The 20024-nt window shown below is 60.6% G+C and carries 13 protein-coding genes; 5 read left to right on the top strand and 8 right to left on the bottom strand.

Annotated elements, in window-relative coordinates:
- The coding region (locus BV034_RS25805) for a hypothetical protein (protein WP_265593476.1) at positions 1-341 on the top strand (341 nt) is incomplete at its 5' end.
- Positions 338-886: an SMI1/KNR4 family protein gene (locus BV034_RS25800; RefSeq protein ID WP_050029834.1), complete on the top strand. Its 549-nt coding sequence runs from the start codon at positions 338-340 to the stop codon at positions 884-886. The genes BV034_RS25805 and BV034_RS25800, both read left to right, overlap by 4 nt.
- 760 nt (positions 887-1646) lie before the next feature.
- Here BV034_RS25800 and BV034_RS25790 read toward each other — a convergent pair.
- Positions 1647-1928: a hypothetical protein gene (locus BV034_RS25790; RefSeq protein ID WP_050029832.1), complete on the bottom strand. Its 282-nt coding sequence runs from the start codon at positions 1926-1928 to the stop codon at positions 1647-1649.
- Between the two features lie 1529 nt (positions 1929-3457).
- On the opposite strand from BV034_RS25790, the gene BV034_RS25785 reads away from it, so the two are divergent.
- Entirely contained in the window at positions 3458-4735 is a 1278-nt protein-coding gene (locus tag BV034_RS25785) for a hypothetical protein (protein WP_050029840.1), read from the top strand.
- A 226-nt stretch (positions 4736-4961) separates the two neighbouring features.
- Here the strand turns inward: BV034_RS25785 and BV034_RS25780 are convergent, their stop codons facing one another.
- The 3 genes from BV034_RS25780 to BV034_RS25770 all read right to left on the bottom strand — a co-directional run bounded on the left by BV034_RS25780 (position 4962) and on the right by BV034_RS25770 (position 7287).
- Positions 4962-5867, bottom strand: a complete 906-nt coding sequence (locus BV034_RS25780) for a PPK2 family polyphosphate kinase (protein ID WP_050029831.1) — start codon at positions 5865-5867, stop codon at positions 4962-4964.
- Positions 5868-5939: 72 nt separating this feature from the next.
- Positions 5940-6755, bottom strand: coding sequence for a GDSL-type esterase/lipase family protein (locus BV034_RS25775; protein WP_265593474.1), 816 nt, complete (start codon positions 6753-6755; stop codon positions 5940-5942).
- Positions 6756-6858: 103 nt separating this feature from the next.
- The gene (locus tag BV034_RS25770) at positions 6859-7287 is read right to left on the bottom strand and encodes an Ig-like domain-containing protein (protein WP_265593473.1); all 429 of its coding nucleotides are present in this window, start codon (positions 7285-7287) and stop codon (positions 6859-6861) included.
- Positions 7288-7584: 297 nt separating this feature from the next.
- On the opposite strand from BV034_RS25770, the gene BV034_RS25765 reads away from it, so the two are divergent.
- Positions 7585-12765 (top strand): DUF1549 domain-containing protein, encoded by a 5181-nt coding sequence (locus BV034_RS25765; RefSeq protein WP_050029829.1) that lies wholly within the window; start codon positions 7585-7587, stop codon positions 12763-12765.
- A gap of 274 nt (positions 12766-13039) precedes the next feature.
- Here the strand turns inward: BV034_RS25765 and BV034_RS25760 are convergent, their stop codons facing one another.
- From BV034_RS25760 to BV034_RS25745, 4 genes are all read right to left on the bottom strand, one after another.
- Positions 13040-14719 (bottom strand): glycosyltransferase, encoded by a 1680-nt coding sequence (locus BV034_RS25760; protein WP_050029828.1) that lies wholly within the window; start codon positions 14717-14719, stop codon positions 13040-13042.
- 135 nt (positions 14720-14854) lie between these two features.
- Positions 14855-16060 carry a cytochrome c peroxidase gene (locus BV034_RS25755; RefSeq protein ID WP_050029827.1) on the bottom strand — a complete coding sequence of 402 codons (1206 nt, stop codon included), beginning with the start codon at positions 16058-16060 and terminating at the stop codon, positions 14855-14857.
- A gap of 28 nt (positions 16061-16088) precedes the next feature.
- Positions 16089-16673, bottom strand: a complete 585-nt coding sequence (locus tag BV034_RS25750) for a prepilin-type N-terminal cleavage/methylation domain-containing protein (protein ID WP_050029826.1) — start codon at positions 16671-16673, stop codon at positions 16089-16091.
- The gene (locus BV034_RS25745) at positions 16670-18049 is read right to left on the bottom strand and encodes a PEP-CTERM sorting domain-containing protein (protein WP_050029825.1); all 1380 of its coding nucleotides are present in this window, start codon (positions 18047-18049) and stop codon (positions 16670-16672) included. The genes BV034_RS25750 and BV034_RS25745 overlap by 4 nt, the downstream gene beginning before the upstream one ends.
- A 253-nt stretch (positions 18050-18302) precedes the next feature.
- Between BV034_RS25745 and BV034_RS25740 the strand changes: the two genes are divergently transcribed.
- Entirely contained in the window at positions 18303-19778 is a 1476-nt protein-coding gene (locus BV034_RS25740) for a DUF1501 domain-containing protein (protein WP_050029824.1), read from the top strand.
- The last annotated feature ends 246 nt before the right edge of the window (positions 19779-20024 follow it).

Below are 20024 nucleotides of genomic sequence, written 5' to 3'. Positions count from 1 at the left end.
CCAAAACAACCCTAAAGTCAGTGCCATTCAAGTCCGACTATTGGTATGTGACAGCGTGCCCAGTGGGGCCCGGATACTCGACCTTCGGCTATGTGGAGGGGATGAATGAGCCTGCCATGGTTGCGCGGATCATTGACGAACTCTACTTGAGTCTAACGAGCGAGAATGGAATTCGCCGGGCGCTATGCGGGTATGAGGTGCATGAAGCATTCGTAGACGGAAGAGGAGATGTAGTTTTGAATCAGTTTGATTTTTCTGACCTCATCTATCATCGGGATGCTGCAGAGCCTCTGCCGGGTGCTCAAGAGTTCGGCGGACAGTATTACCGGAATCCCTCATGAAATCGGTTTCTGAAATCATTCGAGAACTCCAAGGCACGCCGGAATGCACGGTGGAGCCGCCCGGCGAAGTTCCTGGGTTGCCATTGGGTTTTGCCTTGCCGGATGACCTGCTTGAATTCTATGGGAATTGCGGCGGTATCGACCTGTTTCCCCAGCAAGATTGGGGTTGGCGGTTGGTGGGGCCCAAGGAGTTTCTTCGAGCAGATAAGGTGATCTTGGAACTGAGCTACAAAGACCATCCGGAGTACTACGACGGCACTGCCTCGGAAGGACTGTATGTCATCGCGGTCCGAGGTGATGGGCCGGACTACATCAGTATCGATACGCATCCCTCCCGATTGGGGCGCTGCTTTGACAGCTTTTCTGGTGACCACGCTACGCAGGGAAGTCGTGTTATAACACTATCGTTTGCTGAAATGCTCAACAAGCTCGTCGCCTGGCGGCAGGAGGGATATTTCTGGGAGGATGAGTTCTATGGTTTCTTTGGGCAGCCGAACAGCGTGCTGAAATTGCAGGGGAAGTCGCAGCCGAGGGAGCTTCCTTGACCAGTGGACGCAAGGGGCAGGCGATCATGTGACTTTGGTTTACGGTGGATGATCCGGTTTCGCTGAGATTTAGGTTGTGGTCCAAAAGGGAGAGTTGGACGAGGACTGTTGAGCGTGCTGAAACTGGCTTTGTCATCTATGCGGGAGACATTGCATTTCCCATTTGGCGTGCCGAAAGGTCGGAGTTTCCGGAATGGCTAGAGGCGGACTATCAGGCTGCGATTCAGAAGATGGTAGAGCAGGAGAAGTATGAACACCGCGATCCGCCGTCCCTCCGGGACGGGAGAGTGTTGCGTTCATAGTCCGGTGGTTCCCGGCCTGATGACAGGCCTCCACCACCGGCTAATTTCCGGCGTCCCTCCGGGACGGGGGCTTTGAGAAGGGGGCAAGGTTTGCAAGGTGTGGCGAGCTTCAGCGCTTGCAGCCTCGCGAAGCGTCTTGGAGTGCGTGTGGCTCGACACCGCTTTGGCGGCCGGAGTGATGGGATAGAACCTTGGTATGGGGAGCAGGGGTGGACGCGTTGTCTAAAGGAGATGGGGGGCTTTCGCGGGTGAGAGAAGCGTTGGGATTGGTTGTGGCCTAGCGAGTAGGCTTCGCCGGCTGGCAACGGTCGCTATGGGATTGTATGCTTCTCCAGCAGGCGAAAGCGGCGTCGAGCCGCCAGCACTCCAAGACACTGGCGTGCGGCAAGGCGGTGCCAGGGTGGGGGCGAGCTTCTGCAAAGGGGGGCGGGCTTGTGTTTTGTTGCTCGCCCGCTCGCTCACTCTGCCCAGCCATAGTACTGGGCCAGGACGTTCAGCAGCATCAGGATGATCAGACCCACCAGCAGTATTCTTGCTATCTGGGTAACGTCGGAGGACAGGCGAAAGACATGATCGCAGCTCTGGCAGCGCATTGCCTTGCTGCTGCTGGCGCTCCATAGCAGGGAGAGGAGAAAACCACCCAACAGCCAGGCCCAGATGCTGAAGTGTCGCTTGAAAGGCTCGGCATGGAGCAGGTCGTGGCTGCCGCACTTGGGGCAGGGATCAGAGGGCGGGGGCATGGGAAGTACAGGCGAGAATAGTGTTGGGGTCGAATAAACGGCGAATTTTAAGGGCTGCAATGGCAAAGCCATCGAGGATGTCCCGCTAGAACGGCCTGGAAGTTCTCGTGGGAAAACCGGAGCCGGGGACATGCGATCCGCCGTCCCTTAGAACCTGTTTGGATGAAAACATCCGGGTGTGGCAGGTTCAATTAAGGGAATGAGATAAAAGCGGCTTCGCCGAGCCTGAGAACTGCCCCCTCCGGGTTGCGGTCCTTTTGAGTCTGGACTGCGTTGCTCATCGGTTGTGAATCTCGATTCACGCCCTCTTCGCGCCTTGTACAGACTCAAAATGCCTCGCAACACACCCAGCGTTTTTATCCAAACAGCTTCTTGGGGACGGGGTGGTGGGGCTTTGAGAACGGGTCAACAATGGTAGTGTGAGGAGCTCCGGCGCATGTGGTTTCGCGAAGCGTCTTCGGAGTGCGTGTTTGGCTCGACACCGATTTGGCGGCCGTGGTGATTTCCTGTAATCCCAATAGGTCAGCAAGAGTCATAACCATCCAGGCAGCCCCGACTCACAACCGCCCCAGCGCCCGCCCCTCTGCCATCGCAGACTCAACACCGGCCGTAGTTGACGACGTGAGGAGAAGGGACCAACCGCGCGCGTTTTGGGGTGGCTGCCAAGGAACCTCGGGGGGACTGACGTGGAGGTGTTGATGGCGATGGGGAGGAAGCGGATGCTGTCGGCTTTCCCCACCCGACCATTCTCTACGCAAGGCACCCAACGTTGACTCGCTTAACCGATTGCGATCGGAACAGTGTGACAGGGAAATTGGATTCCGGAGGCATCCCAGCCCTTAGCCGGGGGTTGAGCGTAGCGATACCCCCGGAAAGCAACAACCTCGCGTTCACCCCGGAGGGGTGACAGCAATATGCGCCAGCAAAGGGACGTCGCTGGCATCCGCTCCGGGATGCAATTCCTATGCTAATCATCCGGAGGTGTCAGTCGCTACGCTCCTTCAACCTCCGGCTAAGGGCTGTGATGCCTCCGGCATCGGCTGGCATCACAAGAGGCGGGATCAGATCATCTGAAGCAACATCCCGGTCGAGAAGCACCCCTCAACACCTCTACTTCGCGATGAGGGATTAGTTTGGGACTGAGGCTGATTAGCCAGAGCCGGTTCCTTGGCAACCCACCCCAAAATGCGCGCGGTTGGTCTGTTCTCCTCACGTCGTCTACTACGGTCGGTGTCGTGGGTGTCTCAGCAGAAGGTTTTGAGGCAGACCCAGAGTGGTTGTAGGCGAGCTGACAAAGATCAAGGGGCACCTGACGCATCTCCAGCAGCCGAAAGCAGCGTCGATCCGCCAGCACTCCAGGACACTGGCGTGAAGTGCGGACGGGCCAGGGCGAGGAGACCGGATGGATGATATGGAGACTGTGAATGTGCCGCGAAGCTGCTGCAAAGCTCAGCGAGTGGGGCACGTATGCTCCAAGCATGCGCCATTTTCTCTGTCTCTCCTTCGTCTTTGCCACCGCGCCGCTCCCGATGCTCCATGCCCAGAGCGTGCCGTATGATGTCTTTCCCGCGGCGGAGGTGCCGTACTACCGGGTGAGGTATGAGGCATCAAAGGAGCCGGGTGGACTGATCTTTCCGGTGAACTACACGGTCTGGGTTCCGCCCGGCGTGAAGACCTTGCGTGGGGTGATCGTGCACCAGCACGGTTGCGGTGAGGGCTCATGCAAATCAGGACTGACGGGGGCCTTTGACCTGCACTGGCAGGCGCTGGCGAAGAAGCATGACTGCGCATTGCTTTCACCAGCTTATGAGCAGCCGGAGAAGGCGGACTGCCAGATGTGGTGCGATCCCCGCAATGGCTCTGGGGCGGCGTTTGAAAAGGCGCTGGGGGACCTGGGGAAGGCGAGCGGTCATCCGGAGCTCGCCACCGTGCCGTGGGCGCTATGGGGACACAGTGGTGGTGGCCACTGGGCTGGCGGGATGACGCTTCTGCATCCAGAACGGGTGGCGGCGGCGTGGCTGCGCAGCGGGGTTCCACTGCTGAAGGTGAATCCGGAGCGGGCGGCAATCAAAGCGCATGTCATTCCGGATGAAGCGGTGCAGGTGCCGATCATGTGCAACCTGGGCACCAAGGAGGGAGTCACCGTCAAAGAGGGTCGTTTTGCCGGAGTATGGCCGGGCAATGAGACGTTTTTCAGCGAACTGCGGGCCAAAGGCGGTCTGGTGGGAGTGGCGGTGGATCCGCTCACCAGCCACGAGTGTGGGAACCAGCGCTATCTCGCGATTCGTTGGCTGGATGCTTGTCTGACGGCGCGTTTGCCGGATCAGAGTGGTGGCGCTTTGAAACTGATGTCGAAGGAAGGCGCGTGGCTCGCTCCGTTGCTTGGGACGGAGGCGGTTCCTGCGGCAAAGTTCACTGGAGAGGTGGCGAAGGCTGTTTGGTTACCGGATGAAGCGGCAGCCAAGGCATGGATGCAATATGTCAAAGACACGGCAGTGACGGATACCACCCCACCTCCCGCGCCGAAAAATGTGCGGATCGAGGGAGGAGAACTGAAGTGGGATGCGGAGGCGGATTTGGAGAGTGGAGTGGGCCATTTCATCGTTGAGCGCGATGGCAAGGAAGTGGCCACAGTGCCTGCGCAGCCGAAGAATCCATTCGGCAGGCCGCTGTTTCAAGGGCTGCAGTACAGCGACACGCCGGCCATGCCGCTGGTGAGGATGAGCTTTGCCGTGACAGATGGGGTGAAAGCGGATGGGTTCCGGGTGATCGCAGTCAACACGGCGGGGTTGAGGTCTGGGAAATAACGGGGCAGATTGTCGTTGGATGGGGGCTGACAGGCGGTTTGGACGTCTGTCCCTGAGGTGGCAGGCGGGGATTACGTCTGGCGGTCCTCCACCTTGCACTGCTCCGCTCCCGCAGCCGGTTGACACAACCGGACTACGCCGCTGGCGGCAGCCGAATGTAGTCCGGCTGCCTCAGCCGTTCAGTTTGCCAAAGGAACTCGCGAACCGGACTGCGTGGTCGGTTCCTCTAACCCTTGGGCTTCTTCTCAAGCTCATTCATGAGCACGTCGCGGCTGCGGGTGAGGGCGTCGCGATGCTCCTGGGGGAACTCGGGCCAGGCAAGGTGAAACTTCTTCATCTCGGCACGGATGATTGAGGCGACGAGCAGGCGCATGTTCTTCTTGCTGTCGGCAGGGACGATGTACCAGGGTGAGTTGGGAGTGGCTGTTTCCCGGATGGCCTTCTGGTAGGTCTTCATGTAGTCGTCCCAGTACTGCCGCTCGGAGAGGTCCCCTTCGTTGAACTTCCAGTTCTTCTCCGGGTCATCCAGACGGGAGAGAAAGCGCTTGGCCTGTTCTCGCTTGGAGACGTTGAGGAAGAATTTCACGACATGGGTCCCATTGCGATGCAGGTGCTTTTCCAGGTCGCGAATGCTGTCGTAGCGTTGCTCGTAGAGCTTGCCCATGTTCTTGACCGCACGCTCGGGGAGCCTTTGGATCTTGGTGACGATCTCCGGGTGCACTTTGCACACGAGCACTTCTTCGTAGTAGCTGCGGTTGAAGACGGCGATCTTCCCGCGGCCCGGCATGAGGGTGTTGGCACGCCAGAGGAAGTCGTGATCCAGCTCTTCCTCACTGGGCTTCTTGAAGGAGTAAACATCCACGCCCTGAGGGTTCACCCCGCTGAAGACATGCTCGATGGTGCTGTCCTTGCCCGCTGCATCCATGGCCTGGAAGATGGCCAGCATGGCGTAGCGATCATGCGCATACATCTGGAGCTGCATCTCGTGCAGATCGTCACGATACTTCCCCAGCTTCTCCAGGTAGTCCGTTTCATCCAGGTAGAGATTGGAGATCTTGGTGGGGAAGTCTTCCAGCTTGAAGCCTTCGCCTTGGGTGACGCGGAATTGATCGAGATCGGGGCCTTTGCTCATGGGCTGGGATGGGGAGGTCAGGCGGAGTCTCGCCGTAGACCATCTTCGTGGAGGAAAGGGCAAAACCAAAGCTCAATGTTTGGGAAGATACGGCCTCAGCGCCGCGCCCCAGATGGCATAGCCCTTCTCACCGGGATGCAGGAAATCAGGCATCACATCCCGTGAAATCGTGCCGTCGGGGTTGGTGAGCTTGCTGGTGAGATCCAGCAGAGTCACGCCATTGCGCTTGCCCAGCGGGACGAGGTGTTCGTTGATCTCCTTGATCTTTACACGGTAGGTGTTGTCCGGCTTCTCACCGCGGGGGAAGACGGACATGAGCACGATGGCGGCATCCGGGCACTTCTCATGCACGCGGTCCACGATGGCCCCCACGCCTTCGGCGATTTCCGCAGGAGTGTTGGCTCGGGCGTTCTTGGTGCCCGCCAGATTGTTGGTGCCGATGTGGATCACCACGAGCCGAGGAATAAGGCCGTCCAGCTCACCCTGCTGAATGCGGTAGAGGACGTTCTGGGTGCGGTCCCAGCCAAAGCCGAGGTTCAGGACGGGCAGCTCGCCGAAGGTGGCTGCCCAGGCTTCCTTGCCCCGGTTGCCCTTGGGCTCATTGGGCGGTCCACCCCAGAAGTGGGTGATGGAGTCGCCGATGAGCACGACCTGGGGCTTCACCTGGTCTTTGACTGCGAGGATCGCGGCATGGCGCTGGTCCCAGTCGTACATGTCCTTCTCCAGTTTCCCCACAGGAATGATGGCCGTGTTCCCTGCCGGCGCGGCTGCGGGCGGGCTTGCTGGTGCGACGGCGGGTGCGGTCGGGGCCGCAGGCTCGGCATGCAGCGTCGAGCTGAGGGCCAGCAGTGAGGCGAGGGAGAGCGGGGAAAGCCAGGCGATGCGCATGGGCATTATTCAGCAGGCTGATTCCGGGGAGTGCAAGCGTCGCCTTCGGGATTCACAGTGAATGGGGAGAATGGCTGGTGACGCCCTTCTGCACAGGTACTTCTCACCGCCCACTGGTCACAAGCGTCAGCGGTGGGAGCGGGGTCTCCAGCGAACGTCGGCCCTTTGGTACCAACTCGCCAAGAGGAACGCTAATGAGAGGTCCGGTGGCATTCCGCAGTTCGAGGTTGCCCATGACGCCGTAGTGACTGTCTCGCCTGAACAAGTCTGAGACAGTGTTGGAGGGGAGCTCAATCTGGAGGAGTGCCTGCCCCTGCGCATCCGTGACTTGCGTCGAGAGATCGTCGCGATCACCTCGAAAAATCACTTCGATGTCTGAGAGCGGCGTCCCGTTGACGTTGTCCAGAACGGTGACGTGGAGGTTTTTTGTGACGCGCCCGACGCCAACGGCAGTGGACCACGAGTTTGCCACCCCCAATGAGCAGGCTGCGAATGCGAGGCTACAGCCAAAAATGAGAGCGGTGCGCTTCATCACCAGCCCATCATCCCTGCGTTGGCGATGTTTTGGCAACACTGAAGTGAATGGCATGGCAGTTGGCCACGATGGGAATGTTCTCCCTTCGGCCCGCTGCTGCCCATGCATGATCTGCGCATCCCTCATGGGAAATCTGGTTGGCGTGTGGGAATTCACATCGCCCGGACGATTTACGTGTGGTGACATGATCTGATGCCGCCGCGGGGAAGCGCATGCCATCGCCCTCCGTGCGGTCTGGATCGTCCAGTGTCGCCTATCCCCTTTTCAGACAGAACACGACCCCGCCCGTCTTCCATGATACCTACCTTCCGATTTGCTCCCGCCCGGCTCGCGTCGCTGCTGGCAATCGCCACCACCCTGTCCTGGCCTGTGCAGGGAGATGCCGCCCCGAAGAAAGAGGAGGTGGTGGACCCGAACGCACCCGTCAGCTTCTACAAGCAGATCCGCCCCATCTTCCAAGGGCAGTGCTACGGGTGTCACCAGCCTTCCAAGGCCAAGGGGGACTATATCATGACGGAATTTACCCGCCTGATGAAGGGTGGGGAGGAGGGGCATGCCGTGGTGGCCGGGCAGCCGGATGTCAGCCATCTGCTCAAGGAGATCACCCCCGATGCCTCGGGCAAGGCGGAGATGCCGCAAAAGGCTGACCCTTTGCACGCCACCCAGATCGCGCTGATCAAACGGTGGATCACTGAGGGGGCCAAGGACGACACGCCAGCCTCGGCACGGCAGCAATATGACATGGAGCATCCGCCTGTGTACGCGACCGCCCCGCTGATCACCTCCCTGGACTATGCACCGGATGGCAAGCTCATCGCGGTGGCAGGGTACCATGAAGTGCTGCTGCATCGGGCGGATGGCAGCGGGATTGAGGCCCGGCTGGTGGGGCTGTCGGAGCGAATCCAGAAGGTGGCGTTCTCCCCGGATGGCACGCGGCTCGCCGTGGCGGGCGGCAGCCCCGGGCGGATGGGGGAGATCCAGGTGTGGGATGTGGCGAAGAGGAAGCTGGAGGTGAGCGCCAGCGTCACGTTCGACACGCTGTACGGTGCGAGCTGGTCTCCAGACGGCAAGCTCATCGCCTTTGGCGGGGCGGACAACTCCCTGCGGGCGGTCGAGGCCGCCACGGGCAAGGAAGTGCTTTTCACGGGGTCGGCCAACGACTGGGTGCTGGACACGGTGTGGAGCAAAGACGGCAGCCACGTGATCGGTGCGGGCCGGGACATGTCCGCGAAACTGACCGAGGTGGCCACGAAGCGGTTCGTGGACAACATCACCTCCATCACGCCGGGGGCTCTCAAGGGCGGCATGCACGCGGTGATGCGGCACCCGCTGCGGGATGAAATTCTCATTGGTGGCGCGGACGGGGCTCCCCAGATCTACCGCGTGTTCCGCGAGACGAAGCGGGTTATTGGAGACAACGCCAACCTGATCCGCCGGTTCCCTGCGGTGGAGGGTCGCATCTTCTCCGTGGATTACAGCCCGGATGGCAAGCTCATCGCGTGTGGCAGCAGCTATGAGGGCCGCGGGGGCATCACCCTGTACAGTGCGGAGTTTGATCCCGCCATGCCCAAGGAGATCCAGGCCATCGTGCAGAAGGTGGTGAGCGGGCAGAGTGCGGATGAGAAGAAGCAGCTGGAGGCCTGGGTGACCAAGGACGTGAAGCAGCTCAAGTCCGTGCCCATGGAGCGTGGGGTGTTTGCCCTAACTTTCAGCCCCGATGGCAAAACGGTGGCGGTGGGCGGCGAAGATGGCCGCTTGCGCCTGGTGGACGTGGCCGCCGGCACGGTGGTGAAAGAGATCGTGAGTGTGCCTCTGGCGGATGAGAAGACCCTGGCCGCGCTGGAAGCCTCGGCACCGGATGAAACGGTGCGCAGCAGTGTGGAGAAGTCTTTGACTCCTGAAACCCTGCCCAAGGGCGCGGTCATTGGCTCGCTGGAAGTGAGCCCGCGGAACATTCAGATCGGCAAACGGACCGAGTACGCCCAGGTGCTGGTGACGGCGAACTTTACCGATGGCACCCGGGCGGACGTGACGCGCCAGGTGAAGATGGAAGCCAAAGGTTTGCCTGTTGCCGTGTCTGCACGCGGTCTGGTGCGTCCGGAGGAGGATGGCAAAGGCACGCTGGTGGTATCTTTGGGCACGCATCAGGTGGAGGTTCCCATGGAGGTGTCGGGGGTGAAGGCCAAGTTCGAGCCCGACTACGTGCGGGACGTCATGCCGGTGCTTTCCAAGGCGGGGTGCAACATGGGCACCTGCCATGGATCCAAGGATGGGAAGAACGGCTTCAAGCTCTCCCTTCGTGGTTATGACCCCATCTATGATGTGTCCGCCTTCTCCGAGGAACTCTGGAGCCGACGCGCCAACATCGCTGCACCGGGCCACAGCCTGATGTTGCTGAAGGCCAGTGGCAGCGTGCCGCATGAAGGCGGCCAGGTCACGGTGCCCGGTGAGCTCTATTATGAGACGATCAAGGCGTGGATCGCCAACGGGACCCGTCTGAAGATGGACTCGCCGCGCGTCACCCGGATCGAGGTGCTGCCGCGCAATCCCGTGGTGGAGGCCATCGGCTACCGCCAGCAGATGCGGGTGCTGGCCACCTATGCGGATGGGGTGACCAAGGACGTCACTGCCGAGGCCTTTATTGAGAGCGGCAACATCGAAGTGGCTGAATCTGACAAGCAGGGTCTAGTGACGACACTCCGCCGTGGCGAGGCTCCCATGCTGGCCCGCTTTGAGGGGGCCTATGCGGCCACTACCATCACCGTCATGGGGGACCGTTCCGGCTTTGCCTGGGTGGAGCCGCCCAAGTTCAACAAGATCGATGAATACGTGGCTTCCAAGTGGCAGCGTATGAAGATCCTGCCCTCCGAGCTGTGCAGCGACACCGACTTCATCCGCCGCGTCTATCTGGATCTCACCGGCCTGCCGCCTTCGGCCGCAGAGGTGCGCGCCTTCCTGGCCGATCCCGGCGAGTCCCGCGCCAAGCGGGATCAACTGGTGGACAAGCTGATTGGCAGCTCTGCTTTCGTGGACCAGTGGGCCAACAAGTGGGCTGACATGCTCCAGGTGAACAGCAAGTTCCTGGGAGATGAAGGGGCCAAAATGTTCCGCGAATGGATCCGCGCGCAGGTGGAGTCGAACCTGCCGTATGACAAGTTTGTTTACTCGATCCTCACGGCTTCAGGGTCCAACAAGGAGCATCCGGCTGCGAGTTACTACAAGATCCTGCGTACGCCGGAGGAGACGATGGAGAACACCACACACCTCTTCCTGGCCATCCGGTTCAACTGCAACAAGTGCCACGACCACCCGTTTGAGAAGTGGAACCAGGACCAGTACTACCAGACCGCGGCGTTCTTCTCCCAGATTGGTTTTGACCGCGACCCGGCCAGTGGGGAGCGGAACATCGGTGGCACGGCCGTGGAAGGGGCCAAGCCGTTGTTCGAGATCGTGAAAGACACAGGCAAGGGTGAGATGATCCACCTGCGCACGAACAAGCCCGCCGCACCGGAGTTCCCGTACCCGGCGAAGTTTGCCACGCCGCAGGAGGCTCCGCGCCGTGAGCAACTGGCCTCATGGATGACCAGTGCGGACAACCAGTACTTCGCCATGAGCTATGCCAACCGTATCTGGGGCTATCTCACAGGCACAGGTGTGATCGAGCCGCTGGATGACATCCGCGCAGGCAACCCGCCGAGCAATCCCGAACTGCTGAGCTATCTGACCCAGGAGTTCAGCAACAGCGGATTCAACGTGCGCCACCTCATGCAGATGATCTGCAAATCGCGCACCTACCAGTTGGGAATTTCGACCAACAAATGGAACGACGACGACAAGATCAACTACAGCCACGCGAAGGCCCGTCGTCTGCCGGCGGAGGCGCTTTTTGACGCCATCTACACGGTGACCGGCGCGACCAGCAAGATTCCTGGAGTGGCCCCAGGGACGCGAGCTGCTCAACTCGCTGACGCGAAGACTAACATCCCGGACGGTTTCCTGGGGAACTTCGGCCGCCCAGTGCGGGAGAGCGCCTGTGAGTGCGAGCGCAGCAACGATGTGCAGCTTGGCCCCGTGATGGCGCTCATCAGCGGACCCACGGTGGGCGATGCGATCAGTGATCCTGGCAATGCCATTGCCAAGCTGGCCAAGGAGATCCCCGACGATGCGAAACTCGTGGAGGAGCTCTTCATGCGCATCCTGAATCGCCCGCCCACGCCGCAGGAAACCAATGCCGCCCTGGCCGCCATGGCGGGGATGGATGCGGAGAACAAAGGCCTGTTGGCCGAGTGGAGCGCGCAAGAAGTGAAGCAGGCCCCGGAGATCGCCCGCATGGAACAGGAGCGCCGCGACAAGATTGCTGCCGCGGAGAACACGCTGGAAGGTTATAAGAAAGAACAAGCCCCCGTGGTGGCCAAGAAAGAGGCCGACCGGGCCGCGGCGATCAAGAAAGCGGAGGAAGCTTCCGCTGCGCTGGTGCAGGCCGCCGCGCCCAAACAGGAAGCTTGGGAGCCGTATGTGGATCTCTCCACCGTGTGGGTGCCGCTGGATCTGACGGTGGTGGATGCCAAGGGAGTGCAGAAGATTGAGAAACAGACGGATGGCTCGCTCTTCGTCACGGGTACCCCTGAGGGGCCCAATGTGGATGCGATCTACACGCTGCGTGGCAGCACGAACTTGAAGGGCATCACGGGGATCAAGATCGAGGCCCTGCCGGATGTGCGCCTGCCCAACAACGGGCCGGGCCTCGCACCGGACGGCAACTTCGTGCTCACTGAGTTCATGGTGAGCCAGACTCCTGCGGGGCAGAAGGCTCCAGGCGCGCCCAAACGCAATACGGACCTGAAGGGGGCGGTGAAGCTCCTGGCTCCCAAGGCCACCTTTGAACAGAAGGACTTCTCCGCCGCCGCATCGGTCAATGGCAATCGCGACGTCGCAGACCGGGGTTGGGCGGTCTCTCCGAACACTGGTCGCTATCAGCAGGCCGTGTTTGAGACGGATCCGGCAACCACCGGGTACGAGGAAGGTACACAGTTCACCATCGTCATGCAGCAAGGTTTCCAGCGGCAGCGGTATCAGCTGGGCCGGTTCAAGATCTCGGTGACCACTGCTCAAACCCCCCTGCGATTCGGAGCCTCCCAGATCGTGGCGGATGCCGTTCGTCTCGCTCCTGACAAGCGCAGCAAAGAGCAACAGGCTGCTCTGAAGGATGGGTACTTGGTGACCGATCTGGGCTATCAAAAGGCCCAGCAGCAGGTAGTGGCAGCGCGCAAGCCGTTGCCGGAGGACGCGAAGCTCAATGAGCTCGATGGCGTGCTCGCGGTCGCGAAGAATCCGATTCAGCTTGACCCCAAGTTGTTGCAATTGCGTCGTGATGCGGAGCTGAGCAAGCAACAGATGGCGAATCAAAGGCTCACGGCCGCGCAGGATCTGGCGTGGGCGTTGATCAATTCGCCGGCGTTCTTGTTCAATCATTAGCTGCTTCGCAGCAGACAGAAGACTGGAAGACAGAAGACACAAGACCTGAGGTCAGGGGGGCTTGGAGGAGGCCGGGGGGCAGCCCCGCTCAGTCGCGTGTCTCCTGAGGTGCTGGGCGGTGAGGGGATGTGGAGACGGGTGGCGGTGGTTCGCTCCGTTTGCTCGCGGGACCGGAGATCTCCCGCCTCCCTTACCGGTTTGCGGATGTGGTGGGACGGTTCTTCTACCATGCAGCGCGAGGGGATGCGGGGGAAGCCTCGCTCAATCCTCTGTCTCACTTTCCAGGGAAAAACAACCGCCGTAGTTTCTGTCCGAACTTGCTGGCCTTCACCTGCTGGGTCAGCAGCTTTTCCCGAAGGCGGGACACTTTCTCCTTGGCAGCTTTTAGTCGCACCTTGTCTTCGAGGCGTGCTTGTTGAAGGCGTTCCACCTCAGTGGACAACTGGGCGATCTTCTCCTGCAGTTGTAACAATTCCTGCCGCGTGCTTTCTCCGCCCGGGCCTTCGCTGCCAAACCAGCCAAGCAGCGCTCGTTTGACCCAGAAGGGGGAGTCACCCATCACGGGTTGGATGACACGCAGATGGTTTGTATGAAAGTCCCCTCTACGGCTGAAACTGTCGGGCAAATGACGGTAGTAAAAAAGCGATTTCGGGACGACGTCCAGATCGTATCCAGATTGGACGAGCCTGCCAAGAAACTCCCAATCCTCAAGGCTAAAGCCGGAGATCTCGCGAAACCCTCCGAGCTTTTGAAACACCTCGGTGCGGATGATGAAATTGGTGTCGCCGTACACATTGGTCAGAAATCCCGCTTCGAGACAGGGGCCCACCGCGTGATACTCCGCGAACCAGGAGGCTGCAGGGGAGGGGATATCTCCGTCAAACAACAGAAAATGGCAGGAGAGAGCGTCGGCTCCGGACCGGTGCACGGCTTTGCCCAGAACTTCCAGCATCTCCGGGCGGGCGACATTGTCGGAATCCATGAACACCATGTGAGATGTTTCAGCCAGCCCTGCGGCATGGTTTCGAGCTCCTGACGCCCCCCGGTTGATGGACCTGATGAACTGCCAGCCCCGATGCTGGTACTGACTTTCCAGCGAATCGAAGGTTGCGATCGAGTCTGCGTCCGTGGAGCCGTCGTCCACGACGATGACGGTAAAGTCTGCAAACGTCTGAGCGGCCAGTGAAGCGAGGGCCGCCGCCAGATAAGCGCCGTGATTGTGATGGGCCATGCAGACGGTGAGCGCTGGTGGTGTTCCCGCCGGAGTGGCGGGGACGTCACTGCGCGACCTTAAGCCCGGTAATTCTTGAAGCCACTGGGCCCACACAGTGCCTCCCTCATTTCCAGATCCAAAGAGCGGAAGCGTCACCCGGGTTGGAGGAAACTCCCAGGCATGCTGCTGGCCCCAGGTTTTCAGGTCGGCGTTTGCCAGGATGGCCACATCCGCATGCAGGACGGACCAACGCTCCCCATGACAGCTGATGAGATGGCCCATTGTGCCGGCGGGGAATGTGCCGCGGCATTCCATCTCGCGTTCGGTGCCGCCATGCACTGTGGAGGTGATCACCGGTTCGCCAGGCAGTCCCAGCGTACGGCGTCGTTGCAAGGCGACGAAGCCCGCGCCTTTCCAGTCCTGAAAGTGGATGAAGTCGAATTCCCGACTGCCAAGAAAGTTTGACACCCGCACAGAGAGTTCGAGGTCTGCACACGGCGGAAGATGGGGATGGGTGCCCTCTGGGTTGGGCAAGAAGCACTGCTCCACTCCCGCGAGTCCGGGAAGGGGAGAGCCGTCACCGGGCGTTACGTCGCCTACTGCATACAAGAGGGTCACCTGCTGGTGCTGGCTCTGGAGCCATGTTGCGAGTCCCAGGCAATGGGTACGAATGGGCTTCAGCCACTCGTCAGCGGTGGCGGCGGGATCAAAAGGGGCGACGACACAATGCCGGGCCTGCATGGATGTTCGGGGAGCGATGCGGTCACGCTAGGCCCGGAACTCTTTTTTGCAATGCATTGGTGGGCCGGGGAAAGCCCCGGCCCTGCGCCCAACGGTGTACTGACCTGCCTGATACGTGAATCCTTTTCCTGCGTATCAGCTGCCTTGCGAGGAGGCAATGGGCGGGAACGGCTGGGAGAGAATGCGCACCTGCGGCTCGTTCAACGCCTCCAGGAACGCTTTCAAGTCCGCCAGCTCTCCGGCGTCCATTTTCAATGGCTTCAGGAGGGCGTCGGTTTTTGGGAAGAGCGGATCGCTCTCCTGTCCGGGTTTCGGACGGGGCCGGGGCATGCCGGCATTGTAGAGGCGCAGGACACCGTCGAGCGACGGGAACAGGCCGTTGTGCATCCAGGGGCCGGTGCGGGCGACATTGCGGAGTGTTGGGGTCTTGAACCTGCCAACGTCCTCGGGTTTGCCGGTCACCTTGTAGCGCCCCAGGTCTTCATACTTCCGGCCGTAGTAGGTGAGGCCGAGGTTGTGGAAGGTGTCACTCTGCAGCATGGGACCCTGGTGACAGTTCAGGCAGCGTCCTTTGGTTCGGAAGAGATGCAGCCCCCGGACGGCGGCATCGCTCAGTGACTCAGGCTTGCCCGCCATGAACTTGTCAAACGGGGAGCGTCCCACCTTGAGGCTCCGTTGAAAGGCGGCCAGCGCCTGGACCACGCGTTGGAAGTCGATGCTGGCATCGCCAAAGGCCTTGGTGAAAAGCGGGGCGTAGAATTCAGCTTCCTTTTGCAGACGCGCCACGACCTCTGCGGGATCGCCGGCCATCTCATCTGGATTGGTGATCACCTCGGTCGCTTGATCTTCCAGCGTGCTCTGTCGGCCATCCCAAAAAAACGTGGCAGCATGACCTATCCCGAGCAGGGAGGGGGTGTGACGTTTCAGGGTGCGCCGGAAGTTCCCGGCAGCAAAGGACCGACCATCGGCCCAGCCCAGTTCAGGGCTGTGGCAGCTGGCGCAGGAGATCTGTTGACTGCCGGAAAGCCGCGGATCGAAAAAGAGGCTCAAGCCCAGCGTGGCCTTGGCGGGCGAGGTGGGATTGTCGGCAGGACCTGCTGGGATCGTGGGCGTGCTCAGTTCCGCATAGACCACGCCGGGATCAATGTCCGGAGCCGGCCACTCCTTGGGGGGCTTGATGTAACGTTGCCGCAAGTCCGCGGTAAGAGCGGCAAGCAGGGCGGGATCGCGTTCGGGCAGGGCAGCAGTCGCGGAGCGATCAGCGGCTTCCGCGCTCTCTCCTTCCTCTGCACCTGGATCCTGGGCGTGCAGAAGCATGCTGCCACCCAGGATGGCCAGCATGCTCAAGACGGCTGACAGTTGGAACGGACTAGCGGGTTTCCACATGGCCGTCGGCATACAGCCAGTTGATCGCCGTCCCGTTCTTCCACGGGTAGTAGTAATACTGCTTGGAGGCATTGCGGGGGCCACCGTTGCTTGCGGTCTCAGCCACATTTCTCACGCTTGGGATGGTGAAGGTGTGGGCGTTCCAGATCAGGAGAAGTTTGCCCAGATTTTTCTGCATTCCCAGAGACTTTTGGGTGACATCCGGGGCGCGGGACCATGCGTAGGTGTTGCCATACCGAACCAGCTTGGGATTTGGGCGCGGACTCATCCAGACTTGCTCATCCTCCAGCCAGGGATCAATGACTTGGCAGAGGCTGAAGCGGTCTTCATAGGCGCGAAATGAGGAGTTTCCGATCTCCTCACGCGTGTAAAAGTAGCCGTTGTTCTCTGCCGCGCGCGCCAGGACGCCGTTGCCAATCTTGCGCATCTGGGAGATGTCCTTGACGCAGAGCGCCTTCAATTTGATGGCGTTGTAGCCACTGAAGCCGATGGTCGCCAGAATGGCGAGGATCACGATGGTGACCAGCAGTTCCACCAGCGTGAATGCTTTGGACGATGTAGGTTTCATGAAATAGAAGGAGCAGGGCGACGGCGGCGAAGGAAGGCGGTGGCCAGTCCGGCCATGAGGAGCAGGGCGCGGGAGGGCTCTGGCACCAGATCGATGCGCAGCAAGGTGCCGTGGTCGTAGAGGCCGCCCTGGCGCGTGAGCAGGTAGAGGGCGGGAATGCCGTCCCAGTCGGAGAAGGCGAAGCCGCTCTGCACGTCTCCACCCAAGTTGTTTCCTGTATCGGAGCTGAGGTTGTACAGGACCGTGTTCGTGGAGGTCGCCAGGTCAAACTGGTTGATGGTGCCTCCGCCGAGGGCTCCACCCTGGCGTGTGGCGTAGTAGAGGGAGCCGCCCCACTCAAAGGCGGAGCCGTAGATGTAGCGACCATCTGGGAACGGACCGGAGGATGTGGGGGCACCGGTCACCTCGTAGAGGGTGGTGAGCGTGCCGGTGGCAAAGTCAAACTTCTGCAGGCTGCCGGGCTGGGCTGCGGTACCCACCGTGGTGAAGAACAAGGCGTTCTGCGCCGCGCTGTAGAAGGGGTTGTGCGCGGGGAGGCGCGTGGAGCCGTCGCCCAGCGGCAGGAGCGCCAGCGTGGTGAGGGATTCACTTCCGCTTGTCGTTACATCCAGAGCGGAGAGCGTTCCGGCTCCGTTTCCAGAGGCTGGGGTCTGACCCGTGGTGGTGGCGTTGCCGCCGGTGAAGGTATTGAAGTAGAGCTTGTTACCGACCTGAGTAAAGCCCTCGAAGGGCTGGCGGCCCGCGGTGGCTCCTCCCGCAAATTCATACACCGTGCTCGTGACACCAGACACCGTGTTGTAGCGCTGAATGGTGCCGAAGCCGGAGCCGCTGGCACCGCCGTTGCCGGTCATGAAATAGACATCCTTGCCAGCGGCACCACGATCCACGACGGCAACATTCCCTGAAGGGGTATTGGGATTGGTGGCGGGGCTGTTGGTGGGGGAGTTCCACAGGACGGTATTGCTGCTCGTGGTGGTGTTGTACACATTTAGCGTGCCACGGTCTCCAGTGCCTCCACGCGTGGTGGTGTAGTAGAGAAGGTTGCCATCCCGGGTGAAGCTGCTGGTGGGTGAGTTTCCCTGATCGTAGAACGTCTCCTCATCGGGCACGCCCAGATCCAATCGCTTTGTCAGGGTATTGGTCGCCAGATTGTAGCTCGCCAGAGTTCCGAACCCCACCTCACCCCCTCCTTCTGAGGTGAACCAAAGCTCCGACCCAATCACCAGGGGGGTACTCATGGGGTTCTGCACACTCTCTCGGGTGCCAGTGTTGTTGAAATCGATGAGCTTGGTGATGGTGGCACCGTGAGCTGGCGTCATCGCCAAGGTCATGGCAATGAGGGGAATTAGGCCAAGAGAGAGAATGGGGGGCCGCATAGGTGGGTGTCATTTATGCAAACAGGTCTCATTAGCAATACTTGTTGCTACTAAGTCTCAATCTTGTTAGCGTAGGCTGTGACCTGATGCAGTCTCGTGTTTTCTGGGAGGTTCTGGTCCGCGGTTGCTCTGAGCAAGATCCTCAATTGCAGGAGCAGGATAGTGCAGTGCCTCAGGCAGGTGGGGTGCAATGCAGGGGTGACGGCCGGCGTTTTTTCCGGCATCATCGTGTCATCAATCCATCCCGACTGCCATGTTCCGCATCCCCGGCCAGCTTGCCAAAGATCTGTGTGATTCCCATCTGGGGCTAAGCCGGCGCGATGTACTGCGCATCGGCGGGGCCGGCATGGTGGGCATGACGCTCAATAACATCTTCCGTGCCCAGGCTGCCGCCGCGGCCAGTGGCACCAGCGCCGCAGGTTCTCCGGGCTGGGGCAAGGCCAAGAACATGGTCATGATTTACCTGCAGGGTGGGCCGAGCCATATCGACTTGTGGGATCCGAAGCAAAACGTGCCGGACAAGGTGCGCAGTGCCTTCAACACCATCCCCACGAAGATTCCCGGGCATCACTTCACGGAGATCCTGCCCCGTCTGGCCAAGGTGAACGACAAGTTCACCATGATCAACAGCATGAGCTACACGCCCAATGGGCTCTTCAACCATACGGCGGCGATCTACCAGATCATGACGGGCTACACCACGGACAAGGTGAGCCCCTCCGGCCAGCTTGAGCCGCCGAATGCAAAGGATTACCCGAACTTCGGCTCCAACATCATCCGCCTGCGCCCCTTGGATGAACCCATGCTGCCGTTTGTGATGCTGCCGCGTCCGCTGCAGGAGTCCAACGTGATCGGCAAGGGCGGCACGGCCGGCTTTCTGGGCAAGAGCTACGATCCCTACACGCTGTATCCGGACGGCGATGACATGGACATGCTGAAGATGAGCCGCATCAAGATCGATGACCTGCAATTGCGGCCGGATCTCTTCAGCGTGCGCCTGCAGCGTCGCGCCCGCCTGCGCGAGGCCCTGAGCGACCAGATGCCGGCCATCGAAAATGCAGTGAAGGACATGAGCCTGGACGACTACTACAGCCGTGCGCTCAACCTCATCGCCAGTGGCCGGGCCCGCGATGCCTTCGCGTTGGACCGCGAACCCGAGAAGGTGCGCGAGAGTTATGGGAAAAACACCTTCGGCCAGAGCCTGCTGCTGGCCCGTCGTCTCATCGAGGCTGGCACCCGCGTGGTGGAGGTGATCTGGCCCAAGGTGGCGAACTCAGACAATCACTCGTGGGATCATCATGTGGGCCTGACGAAGCGTATGAAGGACCAGAGCGGGCCCATGCTGGACGCCGGTCTCTCCGCGTTCTTTGACGACATGGACAGTCGCGGCCTGCTGGACGAGACACTCGTGGTGGCGATTGGGGAATTCGGCCGCAGCCCGGAGAAGGGCGTGAGCACGAGCGGCAATGGCAACAGCGCAGACGGGCGCGACCACTGGCCCTACTGCTACACCAGCATTGTGGCCGGTGCGGGCATCAAGCGCGGTTATGTGCACGGCAAGTCGGACGCCACGGCGTCCTCTCCAGCAGAGAGCCCGGTGCATCCGGCGGAGTTGCTGGCGACCATCTACCATGCATTCGGCATCGATCCGGAGACGATTGTGTACAATCACCTCAATCAGCCTCGCGAGCTGGTGAAGGCCAAGGCGGTGACGCAGTTGTTTGCGTAGGGAGAGGGCTCGACAAAGTAGTACAGGACTTTAGTCCGTCAGTCGGGCTATCCATGTCTCCCAATACCGAGCTAAAGCTCTGGACTACTTTTTTGCATCGCTGCCGGAAAAGTAGTCACAGGCTTCAGCCTGTTCAGTCGCAGGCTCGATTCCCCGCAAAACCGGGCTCATATCAAAAAATTGCCGCGCTGCCTCAATGTAGGCGGGCGCGGCAGAAAGGATTCCCGGGAAGTTATTTCACCGACT

Origin of the sequence: Verrucomicrobium sp. BvORR034, from assembly GCF_000739635.1 — a bacterium.
Lineage (GTDB): Bacteria > Verrucomicrobiota > Verrucomicrobiia > Verrucomicrobiales > Verrucomicrobiaceae > Verrucomicrobium.
Note: the sequence above shows the minus strand (reverse complement) of the source record. Positions and strands in the feature narration are given on the sequence as shown.